Raw genomic sequence first — 16,657 nt, forward strand, 5'->3', positions numbered from 1 at the left:
TTCTTAGTTCAAAACTGTTAGAGACTGAAGGCATTAAAAGTAGATCGGGCCCGATCTGAATAAAGAGAGATTCATAGCAAATGATAACTAAGCTACTGACTAAGGTAATTGGCAGTCGCAATGACCGAACACTGCGCCGCCTGAGAAAAATTGTAAAAGAGATTAATAACTACGAACCGACCTTTGAAGCTCTTTCTGATGAAGAGCTTAAAGCAAAAACAGTCGAGTTCCGTCAGCGCTTAGAACAAGGTGAAAACCTAGATAAGATACTACCGGAAGCATTTGCAACGGTACGTGAAGCATCTAAACGTGTTTACGGCATGCGTCATTTCGACGTGCAGTTAATCGGTGGTATGGTGCTGAACTCAGGCCAAATTGCGGAAATGCGTACCGGTGAAGGTAAAACGCTTACTGCAACTCTACCAGCATACCTAAATGCGCTAAAAGGCGCTGTGCACGTGGTGACCGTCAATGACTACTTGGCTAAGCGTGATGCAGAGACTAACCGCTCTTTGTTTGAGTTCCTCGGCATGACGGTTGGTGTGAACGTGCCAAATATGCCACCGCAAGAGAAAAAAGAAGCCTACCAAGCTGACATCTTGTACGGTACAAACAATGAGTTTGGCTTTGACTATCTGCGTGACAATATGGCCTTCCGTGCGGAAGATCGTGTTCAACGCGAACGTTTCTTCGCTATTGTCGATGAAGTGGACTCAATCCTAATCGATGAAGCGCGCACACCGCTGATTATTTCTGGCCCTGCAGAAGACAGCTCAGATCTATATACTCGCATTAATACTCTAATTCCTCATCTGCAAAAGCAAGATCAAGAAGATTCAGAAGAGTATCGTGGTGATGGTCACTACACTGTTGATGAGAAATCTAAGCAAGTTCACTTGACGGAAACCGGTCAGGAGTTTGTAGAAGAGCTAATGATCAAGAATGGTTTGATGGAAGAGGGGGACACGCTTTACTCTCCAGCAAACATCAGCCTATTGCATCACGTAAATGCGGCACTACGCGCCCATGTTCTATTTGAAAAGAACGTTGATTATATCGTCAATGAAGATGGCGAAGTGGTTATCGTTGACGAACATACGGGCCGTACAATGCCTGGACGTCGTTGGTCTGAAGGTCTTCATCAAGCAGTAGAAGCGAAAGAAGGCGTTAAGATCCAGAACGAAAACCAAACGCTGGCATCGATTACTTTCCAGAACTACTTCCGCTTGTACGAAAAACTGTCAGGTATGACAGGTACAGCAGATACTGAAGCGTTTGAATTCCAATCTATTTACGGTCTAGAAACTGTTGTAATTCCTACCAACAAGCCAATGATCCGTAATGATATGCCGGATGTGGTATACCGAACTGAAACTGAGAAGTTCAACGCAATCATTGAAGATATCAAAGAGCGCGTTGAGAAAGGTCAGCCATCCCTAGTGGGTACGGTTTCTATCGAAAAATCAGAGTTGCTTTCTAATGCGCTGAAGAAAGCGAAAATTAAGCACAACGTACTTAACGCTAAATTCCACGAACGTGAAGCGGAGATTGTTGCAGAAGCGGGTACGCCTGGAGCAGTTACTATCGCAACGAACATGGCAGGTCGTGGTACCGATATTGTACTGGGCGGTAGCTGGCAGGCTAAGGTTGAAGCGATTGAAAGTCCAACCCAAGAACAAATTGATGCGATTAAAGCTGAGTGGAAAGTGGTTCACGACAAAGTGCTTGAAGCGGGTGGTTTGCATATTATAGGTACGGAGCGCCACGAATCTCGTCGTATCGATAACCAATTACGTGGTCGTTCTGGGCGCCAAGGTGATGCGGGTTCATCACGTTTCTACTTATCAATGGAAGATTCACTGTTACGCATCTTCACTTCTGATCGTATGGCAAGTTTGATTCAAAGCGGTATGGAAGAAGGCGAAGCGATTGAGTCTAAGATGTTGTCTCGCTCTATCGAGAAAGCTCAGCGTAAGGTTGAGGGTCGTAACTTTGATATCCGTAAACAATTGCTTGAATACGATGATGTCGCGAATGATCAACGTAAGGTCGTCTACGAACTGCGTGATGAGCTGATGAGCGTTGACGATATCAGTGAAATGATTGATCACAACCGTCAAGACGTACTGACTGCGGTGATCGACGAGTACATCCCACCACAATCTTTAGAAGATATGTGGGATATCGAAGGGCTACAAGATCGTCTTAAGAATGACTTTGATTTGGATGCACCGATCAAACAATGGCTAGAAGAGGATGATAAGCTTTACGAAGAGGCACTTCGCGAGAAGATCATCGACACGGCTATTGTAGTGTACAAGCAAAAAGAAGAAGTGGTTGGTGCGCAAGTGCTGCGTAACTTCGAGAAATCTGTCATGCTACAAACACTCGACACCTTGTGGAAAGAGCATTTGGCAGCAATGGATCACCTTCGTCAAGGCATTCATCTACGTGGCTATGCACAGAAGAACCCGAAACAAGAGTACAAACGTGAGTCGTTTGAACTGTTCGAAGGCTTACTGGATGCTTTGAAGTCTGACGTGATTACTATCTTGTCTAAAGTGCGAGTTCAACAGCAAGAAGAAGTTGAGCGCATGGAAGCTCAGCGCCGTGCTCAAGCTGAAGAAGCTGCTCGTCTTGCTCAAGCTCAGCATGCTTCAGCCGAAAACCAGCTAGCCGATGGTGACGAGAGTGCTGAAGGTCACCAGCCTATGGTTCGTGAAGAACGCAAAGTAGGTCGTAACGAGCCGTGTCCATGTGGTAGCGGTAAGAAATACAAGCAGTGTCACGGTAAAATTAACTGATGATTGATTGATCGTGAATGATAAAGAGTCGCTTAGGCGGCTCTTTTTGTATCTAATGGTTTTAAATCTAAACTGTCAGCTCCGACGTAGGGCTTGGCGAAGTAAAGTAAGTAGGAAGTTTGATGAAAAGAATTCACATAGTTGCGGCGATAATCTTCAATCAGAACAAATCTGAAGTATTCATTACTAAACGTCCCGATGACAAACACAAAGGTGGTTTTTGGGAGTTTCCCGGTGGAAAAGTGGAACAAGGAGAAAGTATTGAACAGGCGATGATTCGAGAGCTTGAAGAGGAGGTAGGTATTACCACCACTGAGCAAACGCTGTTTGAACATCTCGAGTTTGATTATCCTGATAAGTCACTAAAGTTCGATTTTATGACCGTAACTCAATTTGTCGGCCAGCCATTTGGTAAAGAAGGGCAACAGGGTGAATGGGTACCTGTCAATGAACTCACTAATTTTGCGTTTCCAGAAGCGAACCTACCGATTTTGCAGCGGGTAGTAAAAGAGTTTTCCTAAACCCACTAAAGCAGCTCTAGCCAGAGGTGTGGAATGCTGTTAGTTTTATTGGATTGGTTAAAAAACGATTATTCGAAACGGAGAAGTGCAATGGTACGTATTGCAGTTGCAGGAGCAGCAGGCCGAATGGGCCGCAACCTAGTTAAGGCAAGTTACTTAAATCAACAAGCACAAGTTGGCGCTGGGTCTGAACGACCTGAGTCCTCATTGATAGGGGTTGATGTGGGTGAGCTTTGCGGCGAAGGTAAGTTCGATGTTGTTCTAACTGACGACCTAACAAAAGAAATTAACAACTTTGATGTCATTATTGACTTTACTGCCCCAGCTAGCACGCTCGCTAATCTTGAGCTGTGTCGTCATCATGGTAAGAGTATTGTTATTGGCACGACTGGGTTTACCGATCAAGAGCGAGAGCTTATTGATACAGTTGCTAAAGAAGTTCCGGTGGTTATGGCACCCAATTACTCCGTTGGTGTAAACCTTGTTTTCAAGCTTCTTGAAAAAGCAGCGAAAGTGATGGGAGATTACTGTGATGTCGAGATAGTAGAAGCTCACCACCGTCATAAAGTCGATGCGCCGTCTGGCACGGCGATAGGTATGGGTGAGGCTATTGCAGGGGCTATGGGTAATAAGCTTAATGACGTTGCAGTTTACGCGCGCGAAGGTATTACAGGGGAACGTACGAAAGACGAGATTGGTTTTGCTACAATTCGTGCCGGAGATATCATCGGTGAACACACTGCTATGTTTGCGGACATTGGTGAGCGGGTTGAGGTAACCCATAAAGCAACCGATAGGATGACATTTGCAAATGGTGCAGTTAAAGCTGCGGTTTGGCTTAAAGAGAAGCCTGCGGGTTTCTATACCATGACAGATGTACTTGGACTCAATGAGCTATAAGTAAATAATTATGCGCTGGGCTTGCCCGGCGCTTTTTGTTTTTGGTTATTTCTTAATTTGATTTAAACAAATCGGAGTATGGTAAAAAAGTAACTTTAAAGTGTTATTTATAAAGCTTTTAGCGTGTTTTCTTGTTGAGCTTCTAGAAATATTAGGTTTATTTTTTGTGCGTAACGTTTGCGCTATCTTTGTTAACAAAACTGTGATCTCGAATTTCTTTTAGATCGCTCGTTTCATAAAATTTTCAACTCGATCGCTGATTAGGCTTATTAAACTTGTTTTTTTGGGCCTCTAAAACCATTTTTATAGTTAACCGCTTTAAAAGTTAGATTTATTTTAAAGACTGTGTTGACACATTCCGCATCCCTCATTAGAATACCGCCAATTTGTCTAAATAACCTAAGAACGCTTTTTTATTGCGTGAAGGAAGGCAGATTTGCAGTTTAATTTATTATTTATGCATTTTTATTCTGGAGGTTGTCTTGAGTAAATCAGCACTGTTAGTCCTAGAAGATGGGACAGTGTTCCACGGTGTTTCCATTGGAGCAGATGGTTCGTCCGTTGGTGAAGTTGTTTTTAATACCTCGATGACGGGGTACCAAGAAATCCTCACTGATCCTTCCTATTCTCAACAGATCGTCACCCTTACTTATCCCCACATTGGCAATACCGGTACTAATACCGAAGACGAAGAATCCTCTTCAATCCACGCACAAGGCCTTGTGATTCGCGATCTCCCTCTTGTCGCTTCTAACTTCCGTAGTGAACAATCCCTTTCTGATTACCTAAAGTCGCAAAACATCGTTGGCATTGCCGATATTGATACGCGCAAATTAACGCGTATTCTGCGCGAAAAAGGTGCACAAAATGGTTGTATCGTTGCAGGTAACAGCCTAGACGAAACTTTAGCTCTCGCTAAAGCGAAAGAATTCCCTGGCCTGAAAGGTATGGACCTTGCGAAAGAAGTTACTACAAAAGAAGCGTATCAATGGAAACAAGGCTCGTGGACGCTCGAGGGTGGACTTCCTGAAGCGCAAGACGACAGCGAATTGCCATATCACGTTGTTGCCTACGACTTCGGTGCAAAAAGAAACATCCTGCGTATGCTTGTTGACCGCGGTTGCCGCTTAACGGTTGTTCCGGCCGAAACAAGCGCGGAAGAAGTGTTGGCGCTTAACCCAGACGGCGTTTTCCTATCAAACGGCCCTGGTGACCCAGAACCATGTACTTACGCAATTGAAGCGACAAAAGTATTCCTAGAGAAAGGTCTACCTATTTTCGGTATCTGTTTAGGTCACCAAATCCTGGCACTGGCATCTGGCGCACAAACAGTGAAGATGAAGTTTGGTCACCACGGAGCTAACCACCCGGTTAAAGACCTAGACCGTAACGTTGTTATGATTACTTCTCAGAACCACGGTTTTGCTGCTGATGAAGCAACGCTACCTGAGAACCTACGTGCAACTCACGTATCGCTATTTGATGGCTCTCTACAAGGTATCCACCGCACAGATAAGCCAGCATTTAGCTTCCAAGGTCACCCAGAAGCGAGCCCAGGTCCACATGATGCGGCACCGCTATTTGACCACTTTATCGAACTAATCAAACAACACAGCGCTTAATTCGGAGTAGTAGAGAATGCCAAAACGTACTGACTTAAAAAGTATTCTAATTCTAGGTGCCGGCCCGATTGTTATCGGTCAGGCATGTGAGTTTGACTACTCTGGTGCTCAAGCATGTAAAGCACTGCGTGAAGAGGGTTACCGAGTTATCCTTGTGAACTCGAACCCAGCAACCATCATGACTGACCCAGACATGGCGGATGCAACGTACATCGAACCAATTCAGTGGGAAGTCGTTCGTAAGATCATTGAGAAAGAGCGTCCAGATGCAGTACTACCAACTATGGGTGGGCAGACGGCGCTTAACTGTGCGCTAGACCTTGAGAAGCACGGCGTACTTGAGGAGTTCGGCGTAGAGATGATTGGTGCGACGGCTGACGCTATCGATAAAGCCGAAGACCGTTCTCGCTTTGATAAAGCGATGAAATCTATCGGCCTTGAGTGTCCTCGTGCTGATACAGCGAAGAGCATGGAAGAAGCTTACAAAGTGCTCGATATGGTTGGCTTCCCATGTATCATCCGTCCATCTTTCACTATGGGTGGTACTGGTGGCGGTATCGCTTATAACAAAGAAGAGTTCGAAGAGATCTGTCGCCGTGGTCTGGACCTGTCGCCAACTAACGAGCTTCTAATCGATGAGTCTCTAATCGGTTGGAAAGAGTACGAGATGGAAGTGGTTCGTGACAAAGCGGACAACTGTATCATCGTATGTTCTATCGAAAACTTCGACCCAATGGGCATCCATACGGGTGACTCAATCACCGTCGCTCCAGCTCAAACGCTAACAGACAAAGAGTACCAGTTGATGCGTAACGCATCTCTAGCGGTACTGCGTGAGATTGGTGTGGAAACTGGTGGTTCTAACGTACAGTTTGGTATCAACCCGAAAGATGGCCGTATGGTTATCATCGAGATGAACCCACGTGTATCTCGCTCTTCTGCTCTAGCATCGAAAGCGACTGGTTTCCCAATCGCTAAGATTGCAGCGAAACTGGCGGTTGGCTTCACACTTGATGAGCTACAAAACGACATTACAGGTGGTGCGACACCAGCATCATTCGAACCAACTATCGACTACGTAGTAACTAAGATCCCTCGCTTCAACTTTGAGAAGTTTGCCGGTGCTAACGACCGTCTAACAACACAGATGAAGTCAGTTGGTGAGGTTATGGCGATTGGTCGTAACCAACAAGAGTCTCTACAAAAAGCGCTTCGCGGCCTAGAAGTTGGTGTGAATGGCTTTGACGAGATGGTGGACCTAGATGCACCTGATGCACTAACAAAGATTCGTCATGAGCTGAAAGAAGCGGGTGCAGAGCGTATCTGGTACATTGCAGATGCATTCCGTGCTGGCATGTCAGTCGATGGCGTCTTCAACCTAACGGCAATCGATCGTTGGTTCCTAGTTCAAATTGAAGAGCTGGTTAACCTAGAAAACCAAGTGAAAGCGGGTGGTTTTGCAGGTCTGACCCAAGACGTACTACGCAAGATGAAGCGTAAAGGTTTCTCTGATGCTCGCCTATCTACCATTCTTGGTGTAGCAGAAAGCGAAATCCGTCGCCTGCGTGACACTTACGACATCCACCCTGTTTACAAGCGTGTGGATACGTGTGCGGCTGAGTTCTCTTCTGATACCGCTTACATGTACTCATCTTACGATGAAGAGTGTGAAGCGCAGCCGACAGATAAAGACAAGATCATGGTTCTTGGCGGCGGTCCAAACCGTATCGGTCAGGGTATTGAATTTGATTACTGTTGTGTACACGCTTCACTTGCACTGCGTGAAGATGGTTACGAAACTATCATGGTTAACTGTAACCCTGAGACAGTGTCAACCGACTACGACACATCAGACCGTCTCTACTTCGAACCTGTCACTCTTGAAGACGTTCTTTCAATTGTCCGTGTTGAGAAGCCAAAAGGCGTTATCGTTCAGTACGGTGGTCAGACGCCGCTGAAACTGGCTCGCGCACTTGAAGCGGCAGGTGTACCAATCATCGGTACCAGCCCTGATGCGATTGACCGTGCAGAAGACCGTGAGCGCTTCCAAGCTGCTGTTGACCGCTTAGGTCTTCTACAGCCAGAAAACGCGACAGTCACGACAATCGACCAAGCGGTTGAGAAATCACGTGAAATCGGCTTCCCGCTGGTTGTACGTCCTTCTTACGTACTCGGTGGTCGCGCAATGGAAATCGTATACGATGAGCAAGACCTACGCCGCTACTTCAACGAAGCCGTGAGTGTATCGAACGAATCCCCCGTTCTTCTAGACCGTTTCCTTGACGATGCAACTGAAGTCGATATCGATGCTATCTGTGACGGCGAACGAGTTGTTATCGGCGGTATCATGGAGCACATTGAGCAAGCGGGTGTTCACTCAGGTGACTCTGCATGTTCATTACCTGCTTACACGCTAAGTCAGGAAATCCAAGACAAGATGCGTGAGCAAGTAGAGAAACTGGCGTTCGAATTGGGTGTTCGTGGTTTGATGAATACGCAGTTTGCGGTAAAAGATAACGAAGTTTACTTAATAGAAGTGAACCCTCGTGCTGCACGTACTGTACCATTCGTATCTAAAGCGACTGGCGCACCACTGGCAAAAATCGCTGCACGTGTCATGGCGGGTCAATCTCTGGAGTCTCAGGGCTTTACTAAAGAAATCATCCCACCTTACTACTCAGTGAAAGAGGTGGTATTACCGTTCAACAAGTTCCCTGGTGTTGACCCACTATTGGGCCCAGAAATGCGCTCGACTGGTGAGGTTATGGGTGTCGGTGCAACCTTCGCAGAAGCTTACGCGAAAGCGGAATTAGGTTGTGGCGCTGTTTATCCTGAGGGTGGTCGTGCACTTCTGTCTGTTCGTGAAGGCGATAAGCAGCGAGTAGTAGACCTAGCTTCTAAGCTAACTAAGCTTGGATACCAACTGGATGCAACGCACGGTACGGCGGTAATCTTAGGTGAAGCGGGTATCAACCCACGCCTAGTTAACAAAGTACATGAAGGCCGCCCACATATTCTTGACCGTATCAAGAACAACGAGTACACCTACATCGTAAACACGGCTGCTGGTCGTCAAGCGATTGAGGATTCAAAAGTACTACGTCGTGGCGCTCTTGCTGAGAAAGTAAACTACACCACCACGCTCAATGCAGCGTTTGCAGTATGTATGGCACATACGGCTGATGCGAAAACCTCTGTGACATCAGTTCAAGAGCTGCATGCAAAGGTTAAAGCTAACCAAGCATAATAATCAATAAGCTCATTTAAGAGCTTATATGACAACCTCATTGCCCACTCTTTCGAGTGGGCTTTTTTTGTTTTTATCGATGAAAAATAGGAATGAATTTCAGTCTAACCTTTCTCTAAGAGAATTGTTAACTTGATGGTATTTTGAGTGGCAGATGTTGATAACCAATTGATTGAGAATGGAACTAACACTCGAAATACTGACCATACTTTTTGTTGTTGCCACGGCGGCTGGGTTTATTGATGCCATGGCTGGGGGCGGTGGCCTATTAACTTTACCAGCTTTGTTAGCGGTGGGCGTTCCCCCCACACAGGCTCTTGCGACAAACAAGCTTCAGAGTTCGTTTGGTAGCTTTTCCGCCAGCTGGTATTTTGTCCGTAACGGCATCGTTAACATAAAAGAGATGCGTCTCGCTATCGCGTGCACTTTTATCGGTTCAGCGATTGGTGCAGAAGCCGTACAGTTCATTGATGCGGGAATACTCACCAGTTTAATTCCTGTCTTACTTGTGGCGATTTCCCTCTACTTTCTTTTGATGCCAAAGGCGAAAGAGCATAGTGGTAATGCTAAATTATCAGAAGCGATGTTTGCCTTGTCAGTCGGTGGTGGTGTTGGTTTCTATGACGGTTTTTTTGGCCCTGGAACAGGCTCTATTTTCACAGTTTGTTTTGTCGCTTTAGGTCACTTTTCTCTTGTCGATGCAACCGCTAGGACCAAAGTTCTCAACTTCACTTCGAATATTGCAGCGCTGCTATTCTTTATTTTTGCGGGCTTGCCTATTTGGGAGCTTGGGCTGGTCATGGCTGTCGGTGGGTTTATTGGTGCTCGAGTTGGCGCTAAAGTTGTGATCAGCAAAGGTCAAAAGTGGATCCGGCCTTTGGTCATCATTATGTCGATGTTAATGGCAGCTAAGCTTTTATGGCAAGAGCACTCTGAGTGGTTGCTCTCCTTTATCGTTTAAGGAGCTAGGGGGCTTCCTTTAACCCCAGCGCTGAAGATGCGACAGTTGAAACAACATTATCGACTAAGGTTTTTATTCGTTGATTCTTATAGGAAGAGGATCGCAGGCATACATGCAATGGACGATACAGCGGCTGTAACTGATCGAAGTGATGGCAATGTTGCGGGGCAATTTTTAGTGTTTGGATCACCGAAAGCGGTACCAGAGCGGGTGCTATACCAGAGAGAGCAAGTTGAGCAGCTGCTGCGTAGGAGTCCATCTCCATGACAGGGGCCATGTCTAGACTTTTGAGAATCTTCAATTGATACGTATTGGCACTATTGGCAAGGTCGTTGGTAATGATGGTGCTAGGCAGTTGATGGAGCGGGCTATCCGAAACGATAAAGAAGGGTTCATCGAGAAGGTGAAATGATTTAAGCCCATGTTGTGGTGGCAGCAAGCCTGCGCAAATACCTAGGTGTGCTTTACCTGACTGGACATGCTCAACGATTCTCGGTGTATGGTTAGTAGTGATACTTATGTAAGGATCGGATTTAAAGTGGTCGCCAAGTACGCTAGCAAGGTAACTCGCAACCAAAGTTTCCGAGCAGTCGATGATGATTTGGCTTTTTTCTTCCATGGATTGTTGCTCATAGATACGCCCTCTAAGCTCATAAAATGTTGGACCAATACTTTCTATGAGGTTGATGGCATCTTGCGTGAGCTGAACATTTCTACCATCAGGTACGATAAGCTTTTTACCCAGTTTTTTTTCTAGATTGGCAATACGTTTGCTGACCGCTGATTGGCTAATGTAGAGTTGGCTCCCTGTACGACTCATTGTCTTTGCTTTGCTGAGTGTCAACAGTGTCTCGATACCTTCTAACAACATTGGGTCGTATCCATGAAAATGTGGGCAGGCAGATACTGTAACCAATAAAAAAGCGGCGCTCAATGAGCGCCGCTTTTGCAGTCGTTAAACTGAGAATTATAGAGACTCAGTAAAAGTACGAGCGATTACATCACGTTGCTGCTCTGGAGTTAGCGAGTTAAAGCGCACAGCGTAACCAGAAACGCGGATAGTAAGCTGAGGGTAATTCTCAGGGTGCGCTACTGCATCTTCTAGTGTTTCGCGCTTAAGAACGTTAACGTTTAGGTGTTGACCACCTTCGATACGTGGTGCAGTTTCAATGGCTACTTCGCGGCTTTCGTAATCACCTAGATCGTTGATCGCTACAACTTGGTCTGCTTCAAAGCCAGCATTAGCAGCAACACAGCGAGCTTCGTTCTTCTCGCTGTCTAATAGCCAGATTGAGTTTAGTAGATCGTCGTTTGCAGCTTTAGTAATTTGAATACCTTGGATCATCACTATCTCCTAGTCCACTTCAGTGGTTTTATTGGTGTTAACTTTCGAATTTTATTGAGCTACGTATTATATAGCGAATATCCCTTATGATAATATTGATTTAAGTCAAAAAACAACTAAAAACACCATTTTTCTAAAGGTTATTTTCTTGTTCTAAATCAATAAAACCTTTGAAAACAAAGTATTTACAATTTATTTGATAATATAAAAAATATTTAATAACTTATTTTGTTGTAATTTTACTACAAAATAAGTTTAAAGTTTGACCTGAGTCCGCTATTTGACCGCATATAGTGGTCCATACTGAAAGTACAGAGTGATTAAATGACAAGACCAAATACTCAACCAAGCAACAAGTTTATCGGCGCTCATGTTTCTGCTGCTGGCGGAGTGGATCAGGCTCCATTAAGAGCTCATGACATCGGCGCTAACGCTTTTGCTCTGTTTACCAAAAACCAACGTCAATGGGTTGCCAAACCCTTAGAAGAAAAAACCATTAGGGCGTTTAAGGAGAATTGTAAAAAGTTAGGCTTCTCCAGCGAGCAGATCCTCCCTCACGATTCTTATTTAATAAACTTAGGTGCACCAGAAGAAGAAAAGCTGGAGAAGTCTCGCGCAGCGTTTATAGATGAAATGAAGCGTTGCGATCAACTTGGGCTTACCTTACTCAATTTTCATCCTGGGAGTCATTTAAAGAAAATTTCGCAGCAAGAGTGTTTAGCCCGAATCGCAGAGTCGATCAATATTGCCCATCAATCGGTTCCTAATGTTATTGCCGTGATTGAGAACACAGCAGGACAGGGAACGAACCTTGGTTGGCGATTTGAACATCTGGCCGAGATTATCGAGCAGGTAGAGGATAAGTTTCGCGTCGGTGTTTGCATCGATACTTGCCATACTTTTGCCGCAGGCTATGACTTGAGCAGCTTTGATGCCTGTGATGCGACATTTGCCGAATTTGATCGTATTGTCGGAATGCAATATTTAAGGGCAATGCACATTAATGACTCAAAAATTGCCTTAGGCGGCAAGGTGGATAGGCATCACTCTTTAGGCCAAGGCGAGATCGGATGGGATTGCTTTGAATACATAGCTAAAGATGCTCGATTTGACTCTATCCCCTTGATTCTAGAAACGATTGATCCTGATATTTGGCCTGAAGAAATTGAAAAGTTGAGACAATTTAGTCATCAATTGATTGCTTAATTGAGGCGAGCAAGAAAATTGGCATCAATTTTTCATAGTTAATAAGGTGTTTAACTTGTGAGGATGCCATTATGACTTTTTCATCTGTACATGTCGCGGTGCGAACTGTTCGTTTACCCGCCCCCAATCGACATATTACTGGTCAAGGCCACTACCGTACACCACAGAAACAGTAGCGCCGTATACAGGCTTTGAAACTCTGCTTTGTTCCTTCTACGATTTTTGCGACAATTTGTATCGCTATCATAGAGAGAAGGAACAGAGTATGAGTCAGTCATTGACCTGGCATGATGTGATCGGTGTTGAAAAGCAGCAAGCTTACTTTCAACAAACCCTTGAGTTTGTGGAAGCGGAGCGAGCGTCAGGCAAGGTCATTTTCCCTCCAGCCAAAGATGTCTTTAATGCCTTTAGAGCGACCGAATTTAACGATGTCAAAGTCGTTATTATTGGCCAAGACCCATACCACGGTCCCAATCAAGCGCATGGTCTGTGTTTTTCTGTATTACCAGGCGTGAAAACGCCTCCTTCATTAGCCAATATGTACAAGGAACTGGCTCAAGATATTGAAGGCTTTCAAATTCCGTCCCACGGATACCTACAAAGCTGGGCTGAGCAAGGAGTGTTGTTACTGAACACGGTTTTGACTGTGGAACAAGGCAAAGCACATTCTCACGCTAAATCTGGCTGGGAAACTTTTACAGATAAAGTGATAGAGGCGGTGAATCAACACCAATCTGGTGTGGTGTTTTTGCTTTGGGGCGCACATGCACAGAAAAAAGGTCGCTTTATTGATCGTGATAAGCACCATGTGTTGGCTGGGCCACATCCTTCACCGTTATCCGCTCATCGCGGTTTTTTTGGTTGTCGCCATTTCTCTCAAGCAAATCAAATTCTGGCTGAGCAAGGAGAGTCTCCGATTGACTGGCATTTGCCGCTTGAGGTTTAGTCAACAAGTTGTCTAAAATTCGAACAACTTCAAAGCGTCATAGTGTTATCTCCTATACACTTATAAAAAGTAGGTGTTAAGGAGAGCGCTATGATGATTGAACGAATCAGACGAGAGCACGGCTATATGGTGCGACTGCTGGCTGTGTTAAAAAGGAAAATATCCCAGCTTGAGCATGAACAGGCGATTAATTACTCTTTGCTACATGAGATAGTGGCCTATTTAGCGGAACACTCAGAACGAGTTCACCACCCCAAGGAAGATATCCTGTATCAATATTACCTCGACAAGTTTGGTCATTTAGAAGCGATCGAGAATCTCGAACTAGAGCACAAACAGTTGTCGCAAAAAACACATGCCTTTTTAGCTACGGTTGAAATGATTCTTCAAGACGCGGTGGTTCCCCAAGATATATTTCTAGATCAACTGCGTGAGTTTGTGGTTAGCCAGAAACAGCATTTAGAGATGGAAGAACATTCGGTTTTGCCGATTATCGTGCGAAATTTTACCGTCAAAGATTGGCAAGCCGTTGAAGATATGTGGAGCGTCAATGAGGATGATCCCGTGTTTGGCGACACGATTGCCGAGCAATACCAGCAACTCGCTCAGCGTGTGAGACAAAACGAGTCTGAAGCGCTCTAAACAGTGTTAGGGCTGCACGCATTAAAAAAGAGGCGTAACGCCTCTTTTATCAATATTCTAAATCAGCGAGATCTTCAAAACCAATATCCATCTCTTTAAGCTCGCGTTGTAGACGTTGTCTATCCTTAATGGCCTCAATCTCTCGCCACTTACGCTTGACGGGTTTCGAGCGTGTTGTGCGGCCTTTTGGCGTGTTCATTTCCATAATTTCTTCAAAGTTTAAGCCATCCATAAGCTACCTCTTATCTAATTATTACTCTTTGAAGGGGCATTTATTAAATACCATTCTGTACGAAGCGTATCTTTGATTCGTTTCTCATTTGTTACGATTTAATTAAGTTTTTCCTTAAATTGTCCTAGAGAGTCACAAATTTTTGCTTATCTGATGATGGAAATTTATCCAAACGAGTTAACGAAAACGATTAAATTCTCATATTATGATTGTTAACTGGGTGTTTAGAAATGCAGCAGTTTGACTGCTTATGCAATAAGTTGTGTCAGGTGTCTGAATGCAACGAAATGTAAGGAAAGTTCTATAAGTGAGTTTTTTCGCCGAGACCTTGGTGGGTAAGGCGTGTGCGATATTTATTGGTATGCTGTTTTTTATGGGGTGAGTCATCCGTCATTGTTGTTAATAATTTATGTTAATGTTCTATTTTTGTGTCATTTTTCCCTTTATTTGTGTTAACTAATGGTGATTTTATAGTGAAAAATAACATTAAAATGAATTGGTTTGCATATTGATTTTTACTATTCTTCACTGCATTATCCGCCCGTCAAAAATTACGCTGATACGTAAAATGGAAGCATGAGGCGAGATTTACAGGTCTAAACTGCAAAGAACAACAATAGCAACACTAAGCAATCTTGACACTTAGTTGGGCAGTTAGATGGATGGCTTGGACGCAGAGATCAGCGATATCTCACTATGAGGATCTTATGACAGACTTAATTAACTTAATGAATGACCTACTATGGGGTTCTATTCTTGTTTATCTTTTGGTAGGTGTTGGAATTTACTTTACAGTCCGTTTGGGCTTCATTCAGTTCCGTCACTTCGGCCACATGTTCTCAGTATTGAAGAACAGCCGTAAAGCAGACAAAGCTGGTATCTCTTCTTTTCAAGCGCTTTGTACCAGTCTTGCTGCACGTGTCGGTACCGGTAATATGGCTGGTGTCGCGGTTGCCCTGACTGCTGGTGGCCCAGGTGCGATTTTCTGGATGTGGTTGATCGCCATGTTAGGTATGGCAACATCATTTGCAGAAAGTACTCTGGCTCAGCTATACAAAACCAAAGATGATGATGGTAATTATCGCGGCGGCCCGGCCTACTACATGGAGAAAGGTCTGGGTATGCGTTGGATGGGGGTACTGTTCTCTGTATTCCTGATCATTGCGTTTGGTCTTGTATTTAATGCTGTACAAGCTAACTCTATCGCCAACGCGATGCACAATGCCTTTGGTTGGGAAGATACTTATGTAGGTGCTTTTGTGGTCCTACTGTCATCGGTTGTGATTTTCGGCGGTATCAAGCGCATCGCTCGCGTAGCAGAGTTGATCGTGCCGATCATGGCGCTTGCATACCTGTTACTAGCAATGTTTGTGATGGTAACGAACCTTGAGAAACTTCCAGCGGTATTCTCGTTAATCATCAAGAGCGCGTTCGGTCTGCAAGAAGCCGCTGCGGGTGGTCTTGGCTACGCGATTGCTCAGGCTATGATCAACGGTATCAAGCGCGGTTTGTTCTCGAACGAAGCGGGTATGGGTTCTGCGCCAAACGCTGCTGCGTCAGCAACCCCATATCCGCCACACCCAGCCTCTCAAGGTTATGTACAGATGCTTGGTGTGTTCATGGACACTATCGTTATCTGTTCAGCAACAGTGGCGATTATTTTGATGTCAGGTGAGTATGTACCTCACGGTGAAGTGACGGGTATCGAGTTAACTCAGACAGCTCTGAGTTCTCAAGTCGGCGATTGGGGCGGCATTTTTGTTGCGGTTGCAATTTTCTTCTTTGCATTTACTTCTATCATTGCCAACTACTCGTACGCGGAAACCAACTTAATTTTCCTAGAGCACAACCATAAAGCGGGCCTAGGTATTTTCCGAGTGATTGTGTTAGGCATGGTTATGTTCGGTGCTGTGGCTTCACTGCCAGTGGTATGGGCACTTGCTGATGTATCAATGGGCCTTATGGCCATTGTTAACTTAGTGGCGATCATCCTACTTTCGGGCATCGTGATTAAGCTGGCAAAAGACTACAATCGCCAATTGAGCGAAGGTAAAGTCCCTACATTTGATTCAAATGATTTCCCTGAGCTGAAATCTCAGCTTGAAGAGGGGATCTGGGATCAAAACAAGAAAGATTAATCGCCCGCTATAAGCTTTGCCTATTAAAGCGATTATTAAAGCCATGCAGACAATGCATGGCTTTTTTTGTACTCTAATCCCAATAAAACAAAA

Annotated in this window: 13 protein-coding genes; 10 read left to right on the forward strand and 3 right to left on the reverse strand. The window is 44.8% G+C overall.

Annotated features, from left to right (window positions below; genetic code table 11):
- Positions 1 to 80 precede the first annotated feature (80 nt).
- The 6 genes from secA (at position 81) to RH45_RS11675 (ending at position 10,055) form a co-directional block, all read left to right on the forward strand.
- On the forward strand, positions 81 to 2,804 hold the full coding sequence (gene secA / locus RH45_RS11650) for a preprotein translocase subunit SecA (RefSeq protein WP_008077359.1): 2,724 nt from the start codon (positions 81 to 83) through the stop codon (positions 2,802 to 2,804).
- Between the two features lie 122 nt (positions 2,805 to 2,926).
- Positions 2,927 to 3,325: an 8-oxo-dGTP diphosphatase MutT gene (gene mutT / locus RH45_RS11655; protein ID WP_008077360.1), complete on the forward strand. Its 399-nt coding sequence runs from the start codon at positions 2,927 to 2,929 to the stop codon at positions 3,323 to 3,325.
- Positions 3,326 to 3,415: 90 nt separating this feature from the next.
- Positions 3,416 to 4,225, forward strand: a complete 810-nt coding sequence (gene dapB, locus RH45_RS11660) for a 4-hydroxy-tetrahydrodipicolinate reductase (protein WP_008077361.1) — start codon at positions 3,416 to 3,418, stop codon at positions 4,223 to 4,225.
- A 482-nt stretch (positions 4,226 to 4,707) separates the two neighbouring features.
- Positions 4,708 to 5,847 (forward strand): glutamine-hydrolyzing carbamoyl-phosphate synthase small subunit, encoded by a 1,140-nt coding sequence (gene carA / locus RH45_RS11665; RefSeq protein WP_008077362.1) that lies wholly within the window; start codon positions 4,708 to 4,710, stop codon positions 5,845 to 5,847.
- Between the two features lie 16 nt (positions 5,848 to 5,863).
- A complete protein-coding gene (gene carB / locus RH45_RS11670; protein ID WP_008077363.1) occupies positions 5,864 to 9,094 on the forward strand; it encodes a carbamoyl-phosphate synthase large subunit in 3,231 nt (1,076 codons plus the stop codon).
- A gap of 178 nt (positions 9,095 to 9,272) precedes the next feature.
- A complete protein-coding gene (locus RH45_RS11675; protein WP_008077369.1) occupies positions 9,273 to 10,055 on the forward strand; it encodes a TSUP family transporter in 783 nt (260 codons plus the stop codon).
- Positions 10,056 to 10,059: 4 nt separating this feature from the next.
- Here the strand turns inward: RH45_RS11675 and RH45_RS11680 are convergent, their stop codons facing one another.
- Positions 10,060 to 10,926: a LysR family transcriptional regulator gene (locus tag RH45_RS11680; RefSeq protein ID WP_008077371.1), complete on the reverse strand. Its 867-nt coding sequence runs from the start codon at positions 10,924 to 10,926 to the stop codon at positions 10,060 to 10,062.
- A 96-nt stretch (positions 10,927 to 11,022) separates the two neighbouring features.
- Entirely contained in the window at positions 11,023 to 11,400 is a 378-nt protein-coding gene (gene grcA / locus RH45_RS11685; RefSeq protein ID WP_008077373.1) for an autonomous glycyl radical cofactor GrcA, read from the reverse strand.
- 324 nt (positions 11,401 to 11,724) lie between these two features.
- Between grcA and nfo the strand changes: the two genes are divergently transcribed.
- The 3 genes from nfo (at position 11,725) to RH45_RS11700 (ending at position 14,194) form a co-directional block, all read left to right on the forward strand.
- Positions 11,725 to 12,606: a deoxyribonuclease IV gene (gene nfo, locus RH45_RS11690; RefSeq protein WP_008077376.1), complete on the forward strand. Its 882-nt coding sequence runs from the start codon at positions 11,725 to 11,727 to the stop codon at positions 12,604 to 12,606.
- 265 nt (positions 12,607 to 12,871) lie between these two features.
- Positions 12,872 to 13,552: a uracil-DNA glycosylase gene (gene ung / locus RH45_RS11695; RefSeq protein ID WP_008077377.1), complete on the forward strand. Its 681-nt coding sequence runs from the start codon at positions 12,872 to 12,874 to the stop codon at positions 13,550 to 13,552.
- Between the two features lie 90 nt (positions 13,553 to 13,642).
- Positions 13,643 to 14,194: a hemerythrin domain-containing protein gene (locus RH45_RS11700; protein WP_008077378.1), complete on the forward strand. Its 552-nt coding sequence runs from the start codon at positions 13,643 to 13,645 to the stop codon at positions 14,192 to 14,194.
- 49 nt (positions 14,195 to 14,243) lie between these two features.
- Here RH45_RS11700 and RH45_RS11705 read toward each other — a convergent pair whose 3' ends face one another.
- Entirely contained in the window at positions 14,244 to 14,426 is a 183-nt protein-coding gene (locus RH45_RS11705) for a DUF3545 family protein (RefSeq protein WP_008077379.1), read from the reverse strand.
- 707 nt (positions 14,427 to 15,133) lie between these two features.
- On the opposite strand from RH45_RS11705, the gene RH45_RS11710 reads away from it, so the two are divergent.
- Positions 15,134 to 16,564 (forward strand): alanine/glycine:cation symporter family protein, encoded by a 1,431-nt coding sequence (locus RH45_RS11710; protein WP_008077380.1) that lies wholly within the window; start codon positions 15,134 to 15,136, stop codon positions 16,562 to 16,564.
- The last annotated feature ends 93 nt before the right edge of the window (positions 16,565 to 16,657 follow it).

It is taken from the genome of Vibrio sinaloensis DSM 21326 (assembly GCF_000189275.1).
GTDB classification, from domain to species: domain Bacteria; phylum Pseudomonadota; class Gammaproteobacteria; order Enterobacterales; family Vibrionaceae; genus Vibrio; species Vibrio sinaloensis.

What these genes read in the sequence shown, in the direction of transcription:
- RH45_RS11710 (WP_008077380.1), top strand. Translation starts at nt 15,134, where the DNA reads ATGACAGACTTAATTAACTTAATGAATGACCTACTATGGGGTTCTATT.
- RH45_RS11700 (WP_008077378.1), top strand. Translation starts at nt 13,643, where the DNA reads ATGATGATTGAACGAATCAGACGAGAGCACGGCTATATGGTGCGACTG.
- ung (WP_008077377.1), top strand. Translation starts at nt 12,872, where the DNA reads ATGAGTCAGTCATTGACCTGGCATGATGTGATCGGTGTTGAAAAGCAG.
- dapB (WP_008077361.1), top strand. Translation starts at nt 3,416, where the DNA reads ATGGTACGTATTGCAGTTGCAGGAGCAGCAGGCCGAATGGGCCGCAAC.
- grcA (WP_008077373.1), bottom strand. Translation starts at nt 11,400, where the DNA reads ATGATCCAAGGTATTCAAATTACTAAAGCTGCAAACGACGATCTACTA.
- secA (WP_008077359.1), top strand. Translation starts at nt 81, where the DNA reads ATGATAACTAAGCTACTGACTAAGGTAATTGGCAGTCGCAATGACCGA.
- nfo (WP_008077376.1), top strand. Translation starts at nt 11,725, where the DNA reads ATGACAAGACCAAATACTCAACCAAGCAACAAGTTTATCGGCGCTCAT.
- mutT (WP_008077360.1), top strand. Translation starts at nt 2,927, where the DNA reads ATGAAAAGAATTCACATAGTTGCGGCGATAATCTTCAATCAGAACAAA.
- RH45_RS11705 (WP_008077379.1), bottom strand. Translation starts at nt 14,426, where the DNA reads ATGGATGGCTTAAACTTTGAAGAAATTATGGAAATGAACACGCCAAAA.
- carB (WP_008077363.1), top strand. Translation starts at nt 5,864, where the DNA reads ATGCCAAAACGTACTGACTTAAAAAGTATTCTAATTCTAGGTGCCGGC.
- RH45_RS11675 (WP_008077369.1), top strand. Translation starts at nt 9,273, where the DNA reads ATGGAACTAACACTCGAAATACTGACCATACTTTTTGTTGTTGCCACG.
- RH45_RS11680 (WP_008077371.1), bottom strand. Translation starts at nt 10,926, where the DNA reads ATGTTGTTAGAAGGTATCGAGACACTGTTGACACTCAGCAAAGCAAAG.